The sequence below is a fragment of the Vibrio tapetis subsp. quintayensis genome (genome assembly GCF_030409945.1).
Classification (GTDB): Bacteria; Pseudomonadota; Gammaproteobacteria; order Enterobacterales; family Vibrionaceae; genus Vibrio; species Vibrio quintayensis.
Window position 1 is genome coordinate 66,701 of record NZ_JAUFQV010000009.1, and the last position, 17,267, is coordinate 83,967.

Annotated in this window: 15 protein-coding genes; 8 read left to right on the forward strand and 7 right to left on the reverse strand. The window is 43.9% G+C overall.

The features are described 5' to 3' along the window. Positions 1 to 51: 51 nt before the first annotated feature. Positions 52 to 489 (forward strand): Hsp20 family protein, encoded by a 438-nt coding sequence (locus QWZ04_RS03330; protein WP_290324916.1) that lies wholly within the window; start codon positions 52 to 54, stop codon positions 487 to 489. Between the two features lie 101 nt (positions 490 to 590). Here the strand turns inward: QWZ04_RS03330 and QWZ04_RS03335 are convergent, their stop codons facing one another. From QWZ04_RS03335 to glyQ, 3 genes are all read right to left on the reverse strand, one after another. Beyond that, positions 591 to 1,841 (reverse strand): valine--pyruvate transaminase, encoded by a 1,251-nt coding sequence (locus QWZ04_RS03335; protein ID WP_290324918.1) that lies wholly within the window; start codon positions 1,839 to 1,841, stop codon positions 591 to 593. A 177-nt stretch (positions 1,842 to 2,018) separates the two neighbouring features. Next, positions 2,019 to 4,085 carry a glycine--tRNA ligase subunit beta gene (glyS, locus tag QWZ04_RS03340; RefSeq protein WP_290324921.1) on the reverse strand — a complete coding sequence of 689 codons (2,067 nt, stop codon included), beginning with the start codon at positions 4,083 to 4,085 and terminating at the stop codon, positions 2,019 to 2,021. 2 nt (positions 4,086 to 4,087) lie between these two features. Then, positions 4,088 to 5,017 (reverse strand): glycine--tRNA ligase subunit alpha, encoded by a 930-nt coding sequence (gene glyQ, locus QWZ04_RS03345; RefSeq protein ID WP_004736678.1) that lies wholly within the window; start codon positions 5,015 to 5,017, stop codon positions 4,088 to 4,090. A 455-nt stretch (positions 5,018 to 5,472) separates the two neighbouring features. Here glyQ and QWZ04_RS03350 point away from each other — a divergent pair, with 455 nt between their 5' ends. Both QWZ04_RS03350 and QWZ04_RS03355 read left to right on the forward strand, forming a co-directional pair. Beyond that, entirely contained in the window at positions 5,473 to 7,146 is a 1,674-nt protein-coding gene (locus tag QWZ04_RS03350) for an ABC transporter substrate-binding protein (RefSeq protein ID WP_290324925.1), read from the forward strand. Between the two features lie 208 nt (positions 7,147 to 7,354). After that, positions 7,355 to 7,612: a hypothetical protein gene (locus QWZ04_RS03355; protein ID WP_290324927.1), complete on the forward strand. Its 258-nt coding sequence runs from the start codon at positions 7,355 to 7,357 to the stop codon at positions 7,610 to 7,612. A gap of 50 nt (positions 7,613 to 7,662) precedes the next feature. Here the strand turns inward: QWZ04_RS03355 and tusA are convergent, their stop codons facing one another. After that, entirely contained in the window at positions 7,663 to 7,911 is a 249-nt protein-coding gene (gene tusA / locus QWZ04_RS03360) for a sulfurtransferase TusA (RefSeq protein WP_102523575.1), read from the reverse strand. A gap of 138 nt (positions 7,912 to 8,049) precedes the next feature. Here tusA and QWZ04_RS03365 point away from each other — a divergent pair, with 138 nt between their 5' ends. Next, positions 8,050 to 8,235, forward strand: a complete 186-nt coding sequence (locus QWZ04_RS03365) for a hypothetical protein (RefSeq protein WP_102523574.1) — start codon at positions 8,050 to 8,052, stop codon at positions 8,233 to 8,235. Between the two features lie 168 nt (positions 8,236 to 8,403). Beyond that, positions 8,404 to 9,348 (forward strand): LysR family transcriptional regulator, encoded by a 945-nt coding sequence (locus tag QWZ04_RS03370; RefSeq protein WP_290324932.1) that lies wholly within the window; start codon positions 8,404 to 8,406, stop codon positions 9,346 to 9,348. Between the two features lie 68 nt (positions 9,349 to 9,416). Here QWZ04_RS03370 and acuI read toward each other — a convergent pair whose 3' ends face one another. The 3 genes from acuI to fadB all read right to left on the reverse strand — a co-directional run bounded on the left by acuI (position 9,417) and on the right by fadB (position 13,932). After that, positions 9,417 to 10,397, reverse strand: a complete 981-nt coding sequence (gene acuI, locus QWZ04_RS03375; RefSeq protein WP_290324934.1) for an acrylyl-CoA reductase (NADPH) — start codon at positions 10,395 to 10,397, stop codon at positions 9,417 to 9,419. 173 nt (positions 10,398 to 10,570) lie between these two features. Beyond that, positions 10,571 to 11,734 carry an acetyl-CoA C-acyltransferase FadA gene (gene fadA / locus QWZ04_RS03380; protein ID WP_290324936.1) on the reverse strand — a complete coding sequence of 388 codons (1,164 nt, stop codon included), beginning with the start codon at positions 11,732 to 11,734 and terminating at the stop codon, positions 10,571 to 10,573. Between the two features lie 26 nt (positions 11,735 to 11,760). Then, entirely contained in the window at positions 11,761 to 13,932 is a 2,172-nt protein-coding gene (gene fadB / locus QWZ04_RS03385; RefSeq protein WP_290324938.1) for a fatty acid oxidation complex subunit alpha FadB, read from the reverse strand. Between the two features lie 218 nt (positions 13,933 to 14,150). Between fadB and QWZ04_RS03390 the strand changes: the two genes are divergently transcribed. Genes QWZ04_RS03390 through hemG form a run of 3 tightly spaced genes read left to right on the forward strand, consistent with a single transcriptional unit; the run spans position 14,151 to position 16,811 of the window. Then, positions 14,151 to 14,774 (forward strand): YigZ family protein, encoded by a 624-nt coding sequence (locus tag QWZ04_RS03390; protein WP_290324940.1) that lies wholly within the window; start codon positions 14,151 to 14,153, stop codon positions 14,772 to 14,774. A 30-nt stretch (positions 14,775 to 14,804) separates the two neighbouring features. Next, positions 14,805 to 16,262, forward strand: a complete 1,458-nt coding sequence (locus tag QWZ04_RS03395) for a TrkH family potassium uptake protein (RefSeq protein ID WP_102523569.1) — start codon at positions 14,805 to 14,807, stop codon at positions 16,260 to 16,262. 9 nt (positions 16,263 to 16,271) lie between these two features. Continuing rightward, positions 16,272 to 16,811: a menaquinone-dependent protoporphyrinogen IX dehydrogenase gene (hemG, locus tag QWZ04_RS03400; protein ID WP_290324942.1), complete on the forward strand. Its 540-nt coding sequence runs from the start codon at positions 16,272 to 16,274 to the stop codon at positions 16,809 to 16,811. Positions 16,812 to 17,267 lie beyond the last annotated feature (456 nt).

Below are 17,267 nucleotides of genomic sequence, written 5' to 3' on the forward strand. Positions count from 1 at the left end.
CCCCTTAGCTAACTTAGCAGCTAAGGCTATTGCTTATTAAAGGATAGTATTATGCGTAATGTAGATTTCACTCCCCTATACCGTAACGCCATTGGTTTTGACCGTTTGTTAAACCTGATGGAAACCAACAATGCCAAGAACACTTCTGGCGGCTACCCTCCGTACAACATTGAGCAAAAAGATGAAAATAACTACCGTATTACTATGGCGGTGGCAGGTTTTGCTGATGAACAACTCGATATCACTCAAAAAGAGAACATGTTGATTGTTCGTGGAGAACGTCAAGCCGAAGAAGGTAAGAATTACGTATATCAAGGCATCGCAGAGCGTGACTTTGAGCGTAAATTCCAACTCGCTGACTACGTAACAGTGGTCGGAGCGACAATGGAAAATGGCCTACTGCACGTCGACTTAGAGCGTGAAATTCCTGAAGCGATGAAAGCGCGAAAAATAGCCATCAATGGCAAAAACCTCATCGACAGCGAATAACCACAACTCGTTCGTTCATCCGTTGTAACGAAACGTCGTTAAACAGGAAAAAAAAGAGCAAAAGCGTCGCTTTTGCTCTTGTCATTTCTAGCCTCTAGCCTCTAGCCTTCGGCGTACGCTTTAGCCACTTCTTCAGCAATCACAGCTATGCCTTTTTGCATCGCTTCATCATCTTGCACGTAGTTCATGCGCAGGCATTGATGAGCATGATCCCACTCGTCTTCTTGGCCAATAAAGAAATACTCTCCTGGCACAATTAAAACTCCGCGATCTTTAAGGCGCTTATACAGTTCCATGGTGGTAATTGGCAGTTCATCAAACCATAGCCATAAGAAGATAGCACCTTCAGGTTTATGGATACGGAAGCGCTCATCAGGTATCGCTTTTTGTAGTAATTCTACCGCTCTTAATGACTTTTGTTGATAGAACGGCTTAATAACATCACTGCTTAAACGTAAAAGGTCACCCGACTCAATCATGTGGTTTGCGATCGCAGGACCAATGCTGCCCGGCGCTAAGCTAATAATGCCATTCATGTTAGCAAGGGCTTGGGTCACTTCTTCATTGGCGATAACAATACCGCAGCGCACACCAGGTAAACCCAGTTTAGATAAGCTCATGCATAGAATGGTATTGTCATTCCAAAAAGGCGTGACCTCTTCAAAGATGATGTTGGGGAAGGGTGTACCATAGGCGTTATCAATGATAAGTGGGATGTTGTTTTCTCGAGCCAGTTTATCTAACTTTTGAATTTCTCCATCAGTCAGTACATTACCTGTTGGATTTGTAGGGCGTGAGGCGCAAATAGCCGCGACAGAGTCATCAATTTTTAGCTGTTCGAAGTCTACGTGGTATTTGAACTGGCGATTATCCAGCATTTCTATCTCTGGGTGATAAGAAACGAAAATATTGTCGTCAATACCCGCATCACCATAACCAATGTACTCTGGCGCTAATGGTAGTAGGATTTTCTTATGAGAGCCGTCTTGTTGCTGGCCAGCAAACAGATTGAATAGGTAGAAAAAACCACTTTGGCTACCATTGGTTAGGCTAATGTTTTTTTCAGATATATCCCAACCATAGGTTTGCTTTAATAGGACAGCTAGATTTTTAACAAAGGTGTCTTTACCTTGTGGTCCATCATAATTTGCCATGGCGGCTATAAGCTCACCATTATCGAGCATCTCTTTACTGGCTTGATTAAAATATTCGAGCATGGCTGGAATTGCGGCTGGATTGCCACCACCGAGCATAATGGCTCCTGGTGTGCGTAGACCTTCGTTAAGGTCGTCCATCAATTGTGTGATTCCAGAGTAGCGATTGAATTTTTCACCAAATTTAGAGAATTGCATTGCTCGATTACCTAATTATTATTTATTTGTCATATTCCAGTGTTGATGCTGGTTTTGTTGGATTTATCAACATACCGCAATGTTTTTGCGAGGCATAGCAGAGATTGCTAGAAACAGATAAAACAAAGCCCTGCTCGGATGAGCAGGGCTTTGAGAGTCTTACAGTAATGCGGGTAATTATTTCTGCAGTAGAGAAATATCCGCAATCTGTAGGAAAAGGTTACGCAGGTTATTAAGCAGCGTTAGACGGTTCTTTTTCAGAGCTTCGTCATCAGCCATAACCATTACGTTGTCGAAGAATGCATCAACAGGTTCACGTAGATCTGCAAGCTTGCTTAGGGCTTCTTGGTAGTTGCCTGTCGCGAATGCGGGCTCTAGCGCTTCCGTCATTACTTCAACGTTTTCGGCAAGTGCCTTTTCTGCATCTTCTTGCAGTAGTGCTAGGTCAATCTCTTGTGCCAATTCACCATCGAATTTCGCAAGGATGTTACCTACACGCTTGTTCGCTGCTGCTAGTGCTTCTGCTGCTTCCAGTTCACGGAAGTGAGAAACCGCTTTAACACGTTGGTCAAAGTCAGCTGGCTTCGTTGGACGACGTGCTAGTACCGCTTGGATGATATCAACGCTGAAACCAGCATCTTGGTACCATGCGCGGAAACGACCTAGCATGAAGTCGATAACGTCAGCTTCTACGTTTTCGTTAGTTAGCTTGTCGCCTAGTAGCTCTTTCGCTTTACCGATAAGGTCGGTTAGGTCTAGGTTGTAGCCGTTTTCAACGATGATACGTAGCACACCTAGTGATGCACGACGTAGCGCGAATGGGTCAGAACCTTTTGGTGCTTGGCCAATACCGAAGATACCTACGATAGTGTCTAGCTTGTCTGCCATTGCGACTGCAGATGAAATACTAGTGCTTGGCAGTGTGTCACCCGCGAAACGAGGCATGTACTGCTCGTAAAGTGCCAGTGCTACTTGCTCGTCTTCACCATCGTGAGTCGCGTAGTGCATGCCCATCACACCTTGAGTATCCGTAAATTCGAATACCATTGATGTCATTAGGTCACACTTAGCCAGTAGGCCTGCACGCTTAGATTTTTCAACGTCAGCATCGATTTGCTCAGCAATGTAGCCAGCAAGTTCTGTGATGCGGTCGGTTTTGTCTTTGATCGTGCCCAGTTGCTTCTGGAAGATAGCTTGGTCTAGTTCAGCAAGACGGTCGATAAGCGGACGCTTACGGTCTGTGTTGAAGAAGAACTCAGCATCAGCAAGACGTGGACGTACCACCTTCTCGTTACCTTCGATTACGTGACGAGGCTCTTTAGACTCGATGTTCGAAACGAAGATAAAGTTTGGCAGAAGGTTCTTATCAGCGTCATACACTGGGAAGTACTTCTGGTCGCCTTTCATGGTGTAAACCAAGGCTTCAGAAGGCACTTTTAGGAACTCTTGCTCAAACTTAGCAGTAAGCACCACTGGCCACTCAACCAAAGAGGTGACTTCTTCAACAAGGTCATCTTCTAGGTCAGCAATACCGCCAACCGCGTCTGCTGCTTTTTTAGCATCAGCAAGGATGATTGCTTTACGCGCATCGTAATCTGCCATTACTTTACCGCGCTCTTCTAAGATCGCAGGGTATTGGTCAGCAGAGTCGATGGTGAACTCTTGTTCGCCCATGAAACGGTGGCCACGGATAGTACGAGCAGAAGCTACGCCTAGGATTTTGCCTTCAACAAGCTCATCGCCTAGTAGTACTGTCAGTGTTTTCACTGGACGGATAAATTGAATGTCTGAGTTACCCCAGCGCATTGCTTTAGGAATTGGTAGGCCAGCGAGTGCTTTCGCAGCGATGTCCATCACCAATTCTTGAACTGGTTTGCCAGCCACTTCTTGTTTGAAAAGAAGCCACTCGCCTTTGTCTGTTTTCAGACGGTCAGCTTGCTCAACAGTAATACCGTTACCACGAGCCCAACCTTGCGCAGCTTTAGTCGCGTTGCCTTCTGCATCGAATGCAACCGAAATTGCAGGACCGCGCTTCTCTACCACTTTGTCTGCTTGGCCTTCAGCCAGAGCAGTCACTTTAAGTGCTAGACGACGAGGTGCTGCGTACCACTTGATGCCTTCGTGAGAAAGCTCAGCAGTTTTAAGACCTGATTCAAAGTTAGAAGCAAAGGCTTCTGCTAGAGAACGAAGTGCCGTTGGTGGAAGCTCTTCCGTACCCAGTTCAATTAGAAAATTCTTCGCCATGATTATTTACCTTCCTTTTCTTCTACAGATCGGCACATTGGGAAGCCAAGTGCTTCACGTGACGCGTAGTACGCTTCTGCAACAGCTTTAGTCAGGTTGCGGATACGAAGGATGTAACGTTGGCGCTCTGTTACAGAGATAGCTTTGCGCGCATCAAGGATGTTGAATGCGTGACCTGCTTTTAGAATGCGCTCGTAAGCTGGAAGCGGAAGTGGCTTCTCAAGCTCAAGCAGTTCTTTACACTCTTTTTCGCACTGGTCGAAGAAAGTGAATAGGAAATCTACGTCTGCGTGCTCGAAGTTGTAGGTTGATTGCTCAACTTCATTTTGGTGAAAAATGTCACCGTAAGTCACGTTAGAGCCGTCAGGTGCTACGTTCCAAACAAGGTCGTAAACTGAGTCTACTTCCTGGATGTACATTGCTAGACGCTCGATACCGTAAGTTATTTCACCTGTAACAGGTTTACACTCAAGGCCGCCAACTTGTTGGAAGTAAGTAAATTGAGTTACTTCCATGCCGTTTAACCAAACTTCCCAGCCAAGACCCCAAGCACCCAATGTTGGGTTTTCCCAGTTGTCTTCTACGAAGCGAATATCATGAACTAATGGATCGACACCAAGCACTTCAAGTGAACCTAAGTACAACTCTTGAATGTTATCAGGAGAAGGCTTTAGTGCTACTTGGAACTGATAATAGTGCTGCAGACGGTTCGGGTTTTCACCGTAACGGCCATCAGTAGGACGACGTGAAGGTTGAACGTATGCCGTAGACATTGGCTCTGGGCCAAGTGCACGTAAACATGTCATTGGGTGGGAGGTGCCAGCACCTACTTCCATATCTAGAGGTTGAACAATGGTACAACCATTCTGAGCCCAATAATCCTGCAGCGCGAGGATCATTCCCTGGAAGGTTTTGATATCGTATTTTTGCATAATTAAATTCGCGCGATTCTTCTATCTGGTTTTTTAGAAATAACCTCAGATTATACGCAAATATTGATAGGTCGAGTAGGGGCAATGTTGTTTATTTAGCCAGCATATTTGTGCTTTTGGGCTATTTTTTGCTTTTGTTAGTGGATAGAGCATGAAAAAGGTCGATGTGTATCTAGTAATGAAAATGAATAATTAGCATCGCGCTCACATATTAAGCAATTTCAGCATTCGAAACACATTGTTACAGCTGTAGTAAGGTTTCATCAGAATATTTGGCTTTTCGAGTGACTTCACCTTTAATTTTTGTGTATAGAACTGAATGACGTAGTTTGAATTAAAAATTATTGAGTAAATTAATAGTTGCAGTAACTTTCTGTTTTTATTTGAATTTGATCAACTTGAGGCTGATTTTGTAAATCGATATCTTGTTCGAAACTTAATCACAGGATGTCATTATGAACAAAGCTTTACTAAGTAGTGCGATTGGAGCTGCGGTGTTGTTGTCTGCTCAATCTGTTTCTGCTCAAGATCTTAGTAGCCTATCTCAGTTAACCATTATTCCTAATCACAACGCTTCATTGATCCGTAACTTTAATCCGTTTGCTGTTTCTCGCTTACACACAGCTCGTGACTTTATGTTCGAACCGCTGGTGGTATTCAACGAATTAAAAGGCAATGTACCTGAGTATCGCTTGGCAACTAACTCAACCATGAGTGAAGATTTACTTAGCATTACCTTTGACTTGCGTGAGGGTGTTAAGTGGTCAGATGGAGAAACCTTTGATGCCGACGATGTGGTGTTTACATTTGGATTGGTAAAAGATTTCCCTGCTTTGGATGACCGTGGCATTAACAACAAAATTAAGTCGGTAGAAAAGCTCAATCAATACCAAGTTCGTTTCCATATGAAAGAAGTGAACACCAATGGTACTTACGAAATTGTTCAGATCCCGATTGTTCCCGAGCATCAATGGAACAAAGTAACAGCACCGGCAGAGTTTTTAAATGAAAACCCAGTCGGGACTGGCCCATTCACTGATATTCCACAATTTACTTCTTCTTTGTTTTTGCAGTGTCGAAACCCTCATTATTGGGACAACAATAATTTGGATGTAGATTGTTTGCGAATTCCTCAGATGAATCATAATGATCAAGTGTTGGGTGAGTTGATGAACTCTCGCATTGATTGGGCTGGCTCATTTGTTCCTGATATCGATCAAACTTACCTAAAAGCATCGGCTAATCATGGCTATTGGTATCCACCAGCAGGAACTCAAGCGTTTGTCTTTAACTATGAATCTAAAGATAAAGTGAAGCACAAGGTACTCACCGATGTGCAATTTAGACGTGCGTTTTCGATGGCATTGGATCGCCAAACCATCATTGATATTGCTAACTACGGAAATGGCGTTATTAATGATTTCGCATCAGGGCTCGGTTATGCTTTTGAAGCTTGGTCTGATGAATCGGTACATAAAAAATATCAAAGCTACATGACTTACTCGAAAAGCAACGCAAAAGCGTTATTAGCTGAAGCGGGTTATAAAGATATCAATGGCGATGGCTTGGTTGAGTCTCCTGACGGCGAAGCGTTTGAATTGATCATTCAATCACCTCAAGGCTGGACTGATTTTAATAATACCGTGATGTTAGCAACAGAGCAGTTGCAAGAAGTGGGCATTAATGCGAAAGCGAGAACGCCTGACTTCTCGATTTACAATCAGTCTATGCAAAATGCTGATTACGACATTGCTTACACAAATTATTTCCATGGCCCGACACCACATAAATATTGGGACAGCGGTTACCACTCTCGTTTGCAAGAGTCTGAAGGTATGCCTCGTTTCGCCATGCATCACTGGAAAAACGATCAGCTAGATACGCTATTAGATAGTTTCTACAAAACAGCCGACATGAAGAAGCAGAAGAATATTGCTCATGATATTCAAAGCTTGATTGCTGAAAATCAAGTAACAGTGCCTGTACTATCCGGCCCTAACTTTTATCAATACAACACCACTCGATTCACTGGCTGGTGGAGTGCAGATAACCCGAAAGGTCGCCCAATGGTTTGGGAAGGAACGCCTGAAAGGCTACTTCATGTATTGGATTTAACACCCAAAAGTTAATTTATTACTACTCTAACCCTGAGCTTACTCAGCTCTATTTTGGTGCTCTTCTGTGAGAGCACCAAACCAAAAAAACATGTCTAAATTGGGTTCTTTGGCTGGGATCAAATATCCGACTGAAACCGCCGTGAATCGACTGTATTGCCATATAAGTGTCACAATTGTCATGTTATCTTAATAGTGTGAATCATAGCGAGAGGGCACTATTATGCTGGCACGTTATATGGGGATCACTCCACAGAGTCAAAGTTATCTTTTTACCACCGGATTGGCGTTAACCTTGTTAGGAATGGCGCTAACGGATATGTGGCTTCCAATGGTTGCTGGGTCGGTTATCATGACCGCGTTGGCAGTTGAGTCATGGGTAAGAGTTCTTCACATCATTCCTTTACGAAATGAACTGCGCGATCTTCACCATCAAGTTGATAGCCTACAAAAGCGTGTTCATTCTAACGAAATGGAATAAAGTCAAAAAGGCTGTCGATGTTACAGCCTTTTAAATAACACCACATCAAACTAATCCATACCTTTCTTAATCAGATACTGAAAAGGCATCTTGTCTACTTGGGCACTAATTAATTGGTGATCCATAAATCGACAAAAGCTTGGAATGTCTCTTGTTGTTGATGGGTCATCGGCTGTAACCAGCAAGACTTCGCCATCTTCCATTGTGCGGATTGTTTTTCTCACCATCATGACAGGTTCTGGGCAGCGCAATCCTTCGGCTTCTAACGTATTAGTGGCAATGGTTGGATCAAAAGTCATTTTTTTTACTTTACTCGGTATTGATGGAGACAAGATCATACTAGTGAAGAAAAAATATGCAATAAGCTCTTGGCAAAGTGAACAATTTCATATAAATTAAATTTTAACAATCGTGCAACATTTAGCTAAGGATGGGCTATGTTAAATCGACTAGACAGACTCACAATTTATACCGTTCTCGGTTTTATCACGTTTTGCGCTTTGGTATTAAGAACATCGCCGAATGTATCATTACTGCCACTAATTGGCCTTTTTTCGACGATTTTTGGTATTGGTGTCGAAATGTACCGTTGGCAGCCGAGCATTGAAAAAACCGAGGAATAAGAAAAGTAACAATAAACTTCGATCTAACTCAAACCGAATTCCGACACTATCCCCAGTTTTTCTTGGGCTTCCCCGCTGATAAGGCGGGATTTTTTTGCCTGCTATATTGTATCTAAGTGCATCTGGCATCATGATTTAACGGTTATGGTGTAAATAAGGTCGAATGTAGTGGAATTGGAAGAAATTTATCGTCGAGATCTCAACTTGCTGGTTGCCTTGCGTGTGCTTATTGAAGAGGGCAGCGTTAGTAAGGCAGCAGCTCGTTTAAATTTGAGCCAATCTGCGATGAGCCGAGTGTTAGGGCGTCTGAGAGTATTGTTGGATGATCCTTTATTCACTCGCCAAGGCCAGAAGTTGATTCCGACCGTAAAAGCATTAGAACTTGACACTGCTTTGAGCGAGCCACTTGAATCTCTAAGGTGGTTATTGTCGAGTAAAGAGTTTGAGCCTAAAGAGTGCGAACAAACCTTTACGATTGCGACCACCGACTATGCGATGCAGACTATCTTACCGTTTGCATTGCCGCGTATTTACCATGAAGCACCTAAGGTGAAGTTTAACTTCATTCCACTGCAACACGATCAATTAGCCAGTCAATTGGCAGCCCAAGGGGCAGATTTAGCCATATGTCGCCCTACCGCGCCAGTTGCACCGTTACAAAGCGAAATTCTTGGTAGGGTCGGTGTACTCTGCTTGCTTTCAAAGCAACACCCGTTAGCGAACAAAGAAATGACCCTGCAAGATTACCAATATTATCCGCACGCGATGATTGCGATTAGTGATGGCGTAAAAGCCTTGCTAGACCAAGCTTTAGTCGGCGAGCCGGAACGTAATATGGTGCTTAGGGCTTATCACCTAGAAGCGGCGCTCGCGATAGTCGATACTATCCCTTTGATTATCACTGTGCCTGCCGATTTGGCTTATTTAGTTGAAGACCGACATAACCTAGTGGTTAAGCCGTTGCCATTCCAGTTTACGCCGTTTGATTATTCGATGATTTGGCATACACGATGCGATCACTCACCCGCACAAGAGTGGCTGCGGAGTATCGTCAAAGAAGAGTGTGGCCGTTTAATCGCCAAGCGAGTGGAAGATATGGGGTTGGATGGGTAGATAGGATTACAGGGAGCGCAATGTTGGTGCGCCCCCGGATCTTATTGTTTTTTATCGCTTGATACTAACTATAGCTTGATAACCACACGACCGGTGACTTGGCCGTTAGTGATGTCTTCTGCGTATTTTGGCGCATCTTTGAGTTCGACTTCGGTACATGCCTGCTCAAAGTAGCTTTCAGGCAGTAATTCGCCGAGCTTTTCCCATGCTGAGATGCGTTTTTCTAGTGGGCATGAAACGGAGTCTACACCTTGTAGGCGCACATTTCGTAGAATGAACGGCATTACCGTCGTTGGTAAGTCAAAACCACCGGCAAGGCCACATGCGGCTACAGCACTGTTGTAATCCATTTGCGCCAGTACTTTCCCTAGAACCTTACTACCAACAGTATCGACAGCACCTGCCCAGATTTGCTTTTCTAATGGACGAGCGGGTTCTTCAAATTCTGAACGGTCAATAATACGAGCAGCGCCAAGTTTTTTAAGTAACGGACCATTTTGTTCAACTCGACCTGTTACCGCTGCTACTTGGTAACCAAGTTGAGATAACAGTGAAACCGCAACTGAACCGACACCACCGCTAGCACCTGTAACCAATATCTCACCAGAGTCTGGTTTTACATCAGCATCAAGTAAAGCTTGCACGCATAACATTGCTGTAAAACCAGCGGTGCCAACCATCATGGATTTCTTGCTGTCCATTGCTTTTGGCATAGGAACAAGCCAATCACCTTTTAGGCGTGCTTTTTGAGCCATACCGCCCCAATGGTTTTCACCTACTCCCCAGCCGGTTAGAACCACTTTGTCACCCACTTGATAACGAGCGTCCTCAGAGCTTGATACCGTCCCGGCAAGATCGATTCCCGGAACCATAGGGAAGTTACGGATAATTTTTCCTTTGCCGGTAATCGCCAAGCCATCTTTGTAGTTCAGTGATGAATAATCGACATCTACTACAACATCGCCTTCCGGTAATTGAGCTAATTCGATTTGTTCTATGCTAGCGATGGTGCGTTTTTCTTCTTGATTTAGAACGAGAGCGTTAAACATGATGATCTCCACAGAGGCTTGATACAAAGCAAGATTAAGTAAAGCAAGTGTAGTCGGATATTTGGTATGACAAAAGTGATACTTTGGCATTTTAACTATGCATGTTACGCATAGACTAAAGGCGACTTTCGTCGCCTTTAGGGTTTGTACTTCTATTTAACTCAGCTAGCGGTTTATGGCCTTTCAAAAATGGTGGCGATGCCTTGGCCTAAACCAATACACATGGTCGCTAAACCGTATTTAGCATCTTTTGCTTCCATTAAATTGATCAGAGTTGTTGATATACGAGTCCCAGAGCAGCCTAAAGGGTGACCAAGCGCAATAGCGCCACCGTTTAGATTCACTTTTTCATCGACCACATCAAGTAAACCAAGATCTTTGGCACAAGGTAAAGACTGAGCTGCAAAGGCTTCATTAAGCTCAATGACGTCCATATCTTCAATATTTAGACCAGCGCGCTTAAGTGCTTTATGTGTTGCTGGTACTGGGCCGTAACCCATAATTGAAGGGTCGCATCCAGCGACAGCCATAGAGCGAACTTTAGCTCGAATGGTTAAACCAAGTTCATTGGCTTTATCTTCACTCATAAGCAGCATAGCCGAGGCGCCATCAGATAACGCTGATGATGTCCCTGCAGTTACGGTGCCGTTAGCAGGGTCAAATACAGGGCGAAGTTGTGCTAAGCCCTCAACAGAGGTTTCTGGGCGAATGACTTCATCGTGATCTAGTGTGAACAAAGTGCCGTCTGGCGCATGAGCTTCAATAGGTAGAATTTCGTTTTTGAAGCGACCTTCCACTGTTGCGGCATGAGCACGTGCGTGGGAACGAGCGGCAAACGCATCTTGTTCTTCACGACTTATACCATGCATTTTACCGAGCATTTCTGCTGTTAGGCCCATCATGCCTGCCGCTTTAGCAACATTTTTTGACATACCTGGATGGAAGTCGACCCCATGGTTCATCGGTACATGACCCATGTGCTCTACGCCACCCACCATGCAGATTTCCGCATCTCCCACCATGATAGCGCGAGAAGCATCATGCAGGGCTTGCATTGATGAACCACATAGTCGGTTAACCGTAACAGCGCCGACTTCAATTGGTACACCTGCCAGCAGTGAGGCATTACGAGCAATATTAAATCCTTGCTCTAGAGTTTGTTGAACACAACCCCAGTAAATGTCTTCAATTTGTGATGGATTGACTTGCGGGTTACGTTCTAGCAGCCCTTTCATTAAGTGTGCTGATAAATCTTCAGCACGAGTATGTCGAAATGCACCGGCTCTCGATTTACCCATCGGCGTACGCAGGCAATCAACAATTACAACGTTATTCATTTTGAATTTCCTTCTCCAATGGGTGGTTACAGTGATTGCTCGACTTGGGCGTTATAGAAGCTGCCATTGTCTTTCGCCATATCAAGTAGCAATTGAGGCACTTGGTACAACGGGCCGAGTTCTTTGTAGTTGGCGGCCATTGCAACATAGTTAGCAACACCTATGGTATCTAGGTAACGGAACACACCACCTCTGAATGGAGGGAAGCCTAATCCGTACACCAATGCCATGTCGGCTTCTTGTGGAGAAGCAATAATGCCTTCTTCTAAACACAGAGCAACTTCATTGATCATTGGAATCATCATTCGCTGAATAATGGTTTGTTCGTCGAAGCTTTGCTTGTCATTCGTTACCGACTCGAGTGTCGGTAATATGCTGTCATCGAAGGTTTTCTTTGGTCGGCCTTTTTTATCTACGCTGTAGCTGTAGAATCCAGAACCGTTTTTCTGACCGTATTTATCTGCTTCAAATAGCGCATCAATCACGTCACGGCCATTTTTACCCATGCGCTCTGGGAAACCTTGCGCCATCACCGCTTGAGCATGGTGAGCGGTATCTATTCCAACCACATCGAGCAAGTAAGCCGGGCCCATTGGCCAGCCAAACTTCCTTTCCATGATTTTGTCTACTTGAGTAAAGTCAGCGCCATCACGAAGCAGGTCACTGAAACCACCGAAGTAAGGGAAAAGTACTCGGTTTACAAAGAACCCTGGGCAGTCATTAACGACAATGGGTGATTTGCCCATTTTAGCTGCGTAAGCAACAACACGATTGATGGTTTCATCAGAGGTCTTCTCACCACGGATAATTTCGACCAAAGGCATACGATGTACTGGGTTGAAGAAGTGCATGCCACAGAAGTTTTCTGGGCGTTTTAGTGACTTAGCCAGTAAGTTGATTGGAATAGTTGAAGTATTAGAAGTAACGACCGCGTTGTCTTCTACTTTATCTTCGACTTCAGCCAATACGGCCGCTTTGATTTTTGGATTTTCTACAACGGCTTCCACAACGATATCGGCTTGCTCGATACCTGCATAGTGCAAACTAGGCGTGATGGAAGAAAGAATACCAGCCATCTTGAAGCCATCTAATCGACCACGAGATAGGCGTTTGTTGAGTAATTTTGACGCTTCATTCATACCTAAATCAAGGGATGCCTGAGCGATGTCTTTCATGATGACAGGGACACCTTTCAATGCAGATTGATAAGCGATACCCCCGCCCATGATACCTGCGCCAAGTACAGCTGCTCTCTTGGTGTCAGTTTGAGCTGATTTTTCAGCTTTTTTCGCTAAACCTTTGATGTATTGGTCGCTTAAGAACAAACCAACCAAGGCTTGGGCTACGTCAGTTTTTGCTAGTGTCACAAAGTGTTTGCGCTCAATATCTAAAGCCGCGTCTCGGCTTAGGCGAGCGGCTTCTTCAATAGCTTTTACTGATGTAATCGGAGCTGGGTAATGAGGGCCAGCCTTTTGAGCAACAAGGCCTTTTGCCATGGTAAAACTCATCATAGCTTCGAGTTTGCTCAGCGTCAGTGGCGACGTTTTTTGCTGACGTCGAGACTGCCAGTCAATTTTTTCATTTTTCGCTTGTGTGATGGTCTTGATTGCTGATTCTAAAAGTTGGTCGCTATCAACAACAGCATCTAATAGCCCCAGCTTTAAGGCTTCATCTGCTCGACAAGCTTTGCCTTGAGTAATTATCTCCATGGCGCTATCAGCACCGATCACACGAGGTAAGCGCACACTACCGCCAAACCCCGGCATAATACCGAGTTTGGTTTCTGGTAGACCAATGCTGGTGGTCTTATCACCAATACGGAAATCGGTTGCGAGTACGCATTCACAGCCACCACCTAAAGTGTGGCCACGCAGAACAGATAGCGTTGGGAATGGAAGGTCTTCCAACTTATTAAACACGTCGTTGGCATAGCGCAACCATTGGTCTAATTCTTCTTCTGGCTTCGCAAATAGACCGAGGAATTCGGTAATATCAGCGCCGACAATAAATGCATTTTTGTTTGAAGTTAGGATTAAACCTGATACTGAAGTGGCTTGCTTCAGGGCATCAAGGGCTTTATCCAGCGATTCAAGAGTTGCAACGTCGAGTTTGTTAACTGATTCTGGAGAGCAGAAGCTTAACTCGGCGATTCCGTCTTGTAATTCCTTTACTTGTAGGGTGTTAGATTGGTAAATCATTGTCTATCTCCATGACGCACAATCCATGATTGTCTGACAGAGTGAGTGTTATAGTTATGTTGCTAAATTGTTTAGCAAACTCAGTTTGCTCTTTGTTTTGGTTAATTTCAATACATTTTTAAACAGGTGTTTAACATTTGTGGTTGAGGTCTTGTCTGGTGCGCTTTGATGTGGTGTCGTGATACACTGACTATCTTGATTTTTTTAACCTCATTATCATGAATCTTCAGCCATTTAACATTCCATCTGCCCCCGCTTTGTTTGAAGAAGAGATCAAAAAGAGCGTATTCATAACCCATTTGTCTCATACTCCTTCTATTGAGTTAGCCAAAGAATTTGTTGATCAAATAAAGCAGCGTCATTCAGGAGCAAGACACAACTGTTGGGGCTTCGTTGCAGGTAGACCTGAAAACTCGATGAAATTTGGCTTTAGTGATGATGGCGAACCATCAGGCACTGCCGGGAAACCGATATTAGCCCAACTGGCAGGGTCTGGGGTTGGAGAGATCACCGCTGTTGTCACCCGTTATTCGGGAGGAATTAAGCTTGGGACCGGTGGTTTGGTCAAAGCATACGGCGGCGGTGTTCAACAAGCACTGAAGTTGCTTCAAACTATCGAGAAAAAAATCACCACAAATTTGAAGCTAGAGTTAGACTACTCGCTTATGCCTTTAGTGCAGTCGGTAATGGCTGAGTTTAAAGCAGAACAAATAGAGGCTCAGTATCAAAGCCGAATTACGATAGTGGTAGCCATTGAAGTAAATCAAGTCAGTCCGTTTACTCAAACCATTATTAATAAGAGCGCTGCCAAAGTATTGGTTACGCCGTTAGATGACTATTAGGAATTTCGAAGCGCTGCTTCATATTTAAGAATGCAAATTCGTTCAATTATCCGCATCGTTGGCCTATTGCTGGCACTTTTCAGTGTATCAATGTTAGCCCCAGCTTTTGTTGCTCTTATTTATCGTGATGGTGCCGGTGTGCCTTTTGTCACGACATTTGTTGTATTACTGATGTGTGGTGGATTTTTTTGGTTTCCTAACCGCAAACATAAGCATGAATTAAAGGCCCGAGACGGTTTTCTTATCGTAGTGCTTTTTTGGACGGTAATCGGCAGCGCCGGTGCTCTGCCATTTCTTATCTCTGATAACCCCAATATTTCAGTAACAGATGCTTTCTTTGAGTCTTTCTCTGCCTTAACAACGACCGGCGCAACGGTTATTGTTGGACTAGATGAATTACCTAAAGCTATTTTGTTTTATCGACAGTTTCTGCAGTGGTTCGGAGGTATGGGAATCATTGTTCTTGCGGTTGCCATTCTGCCAGTCTTGGGCATTGGTGGCATGCAGCTGTATCGGGCTGAAATACCAGGCCCAGTAAAAGATACCAAAATGACACCGCGAATTGCAGAAACCGCAAAGGTGCTTTGGTATATCTACTTGAGCCTAACGATTGCTTGTGCAACTGCATTTTGGTTGGCGGGCATGAGTGTGTTTGATGCGATAAGCCATAGTTTTTCAACGATTGCTATCGGTGGTTTCTCTACACATGATGCAAGCATGGCCTACTTTGATAGTCATGTGATCAATATGATTACAGTGGTGTTCTTGCTCATTTCCGCGTGTAACTACTCTTTGCACTTTGCCGCTTTTGCGTCCGGCGGCGTTCATCCTAGATACTATTGGAAAGATCCTGAATTTCGAGCCTTTATCTTTATACAGGCTGTCTTATTCTTAATATGTTTTCTATTGCTTTTAAAGCATCACTCTTACGACTCTGTATACGATGCATTTGATCAGGCACTTTTCCAAACGGTGTCTATCTCGACTACCGCAGGGTTTACCACTACGGGTTTCTCCGAGTGGCCGCTATTTTTGCCAGTACTATTGTTATTCTCTTCTTTTATAGGGGGCTGCGCTGGTTCTACTGGTGGTGGAATGAAAGTAATACGAATTTTATTGCTCACCTTGCAAGGTGCTCGTGAAATGAAACGCTTGGTACACCCAAGAGCGGTGTACACCATCAAAGTGGGTGGTTCTGCGTTATCACAACGTGTTGTTGATGCGGTCTGGGGTTTCTTTTCTGCCTACGCACTTGTGTTTGTTGTTTGTATGCTGGCACTGATTGCTACGGGTATGGACGAGTTGTCGGCATTTTCTGCCGTTGCTGCAACACTGAATAATTTAGGCCCAGGACTTGGCGATGTTGCGCTTCATTTTGGCGATGTAAATGACAACGCTAAGTGGGTGTTGATTGTATCCATGTTGTTTGGACGATTAGAGATTTTTACGCTATTGATTCTGTTGACTCCAACGTTCTGGCGTAGTTAAGGAATGAAAATGGAAAAGTTACTGTTATTGCACTCAAGCCGAGAAGGGCAAACCGTTAAAATTCTCGACTATATAAAGAAGGAACTTGGCGAGTTCGATTGTGAGACTCAAGACATTCACCAAATAGGCAAGGTTGAACTATCTAATTACGATCGTGTTGTGATTGGTGCATCGATTCGCTATGGCCATTTGAATAAAAAGCTTTATCAGTTTATTGAGCAGCATTTAGAACAGCTCGAACAAGGTAATGTGGCCTTTTTCTGTGTCAACCTAACCGCACGTAAAGAAGCTGAAGGAAAAGATACGCCTGAAGGTAGCGCCTATATAAAGACGTTTTTAAAGAAGTCGCCTTGGCAGCCTAAATTGATAGGTGTGTTTGCCGGTGCGCTTTATTACCCACGTTACGGATTTTTTGACCGAGTCATGATTCGCTTTATTATGACCATGACTGGTGGAGAAACCGATACTAGTAAAGAAGTTGAATATACTAATTGGGAAAAAGTGACTAAATTCTCGCATCAGATCCGAAATTTCGGGCAACTTGACTAACATTTAGACGCAGTTGGTTGGAAAGTATTCAAACAAACAAAATATTCGAAAAAAGTGGTTAATTGGGGTTGCCAAAGTGACGCCGATCTCTATAATGCCACCTCGCTGACACGGGAACGTTTCGAAAGAAGTGAACCAGAGTTAGCAAGGTCTACTAGCTAAGCCAAGTGCTTAAAAATAGTTTTGAAAAAAGTGGTTGACACTAAAACTTAAATCGCTAGAATGGCCGTCCGAATCAAGCAATGCTCGATTCGAAAAGCTCTTTAACAATTTAAACCTATCAATCTGTGTGGGCACTCGTTGATGATAATCAAAATGTTTTTACCTCGGTAAAAACTGTTTCTTCGGAAACAAATTTGGTTTCAATGAACTGAGTGACCAATACGAAATTAAGTTTACTTAATTTTGGCACAGTCAATTCATTACCATTCTGTTGGAATGGTAATAGCTTTAAAA

Excerpts from the sequence above, each read along its gene's own strand:
- QWZ04_RS03330 (WP_290324916.1), top strand. The coding sequence starts at position 52 with ATGCGTAATGTAGATTTCACTCCCCTATACCGTAACGCCATTGGTTTT.
- QWZ04_RS03335 (WP_290324918.1), bottom strand. The coding sequence starts at position 1,841 with ATGCAATTCTCTAAATTTGGTGAAAAATTCAATCGCTACTCTGGAATC.
- glyS (WP_290324921.1), bottom strand. The coding sequence starts at position 4,085 with ATGGCGAAGAATTTTCTAATTGAACTGGGTACGGAAGAGCTTCCACCA.
- glyQ (WP_004736678.1), bottom strand. The coding sequence starts at position 5,017 with ATGCAAAAATACGATATCAAAACCTTCCAGGGAATGATCCTCGCGCTG.
- QWZ04_RS03350 (WP_290324925.1), top strand. The coding sequence starts at position 5,473 with ATGAACAAAGCTTTACTAAGTAGTGCGATTGGAGCTGCGGTGTTGTTG.
- QWZ04_RS03355 (WP_290324927.1), top strand. The coding sequence starts at position 7,355 with ATGCTGGCACGTTATATGGGGATCACTCCACAGAGTCAAAGTTATCTT.
- tusA (WP_102523575.1), bottom strand. The coding sequence starts at position 7,911 with ATGACTTTTGATCCAACCATTGCCACTAATACGTTAGAAGCCGAAGGA.
- QWZ04_RS03365 (WP_102523574.1), top strand. The coding sequence starts at position 8,050 with ATGTTAAATCGACTAGACAGACTCACAATTTATACCGTTCTCGGTTTT.
- acuI (WP_290324934.1), bottom strand. The coding sequence starts at position 10,397 with ATGTTTAACGCTCTCGTTCTAAATCAAGAAGAAAAACGCACCATCGCT.
- fadA (WP_290324936.1), bottom strand. The coding sequence starts at position 11,734 with ATGAATAACGTTGTAATTGTTGATTGCCTGCGTACGCCGATGGGTAAA.
- fadB (WP_290324938.1), bottom strand. The coding sequence starts at position 13,932 with ATGATTTACCAATCTAACACCCTACAAGTAAAGGAATTACAAGACGGA.
- QWZ04_RS03390 (WP_290324940.1), top strand. The coding sequence starts at position 14,151 with ATGAATCTTCAGCCATTTAACATTCCATCTGCCCCCGCTTTGTTTGAA.
- QWZ04_RS03395 (WP_102523569.1), top strand. The coding sequence starts at position 14,805 with ATGCAAATTCGTTCAATTATCCGCATCGTTGGCCTATTGCTGGCACTT.
- hemG (WP_290324942.1), top strand. The coding sequence starts at position 16,272 with ATGGAAAAGTTACTGTTATTGCACTCAAGCCGAGAAGGGCAAACCGTT.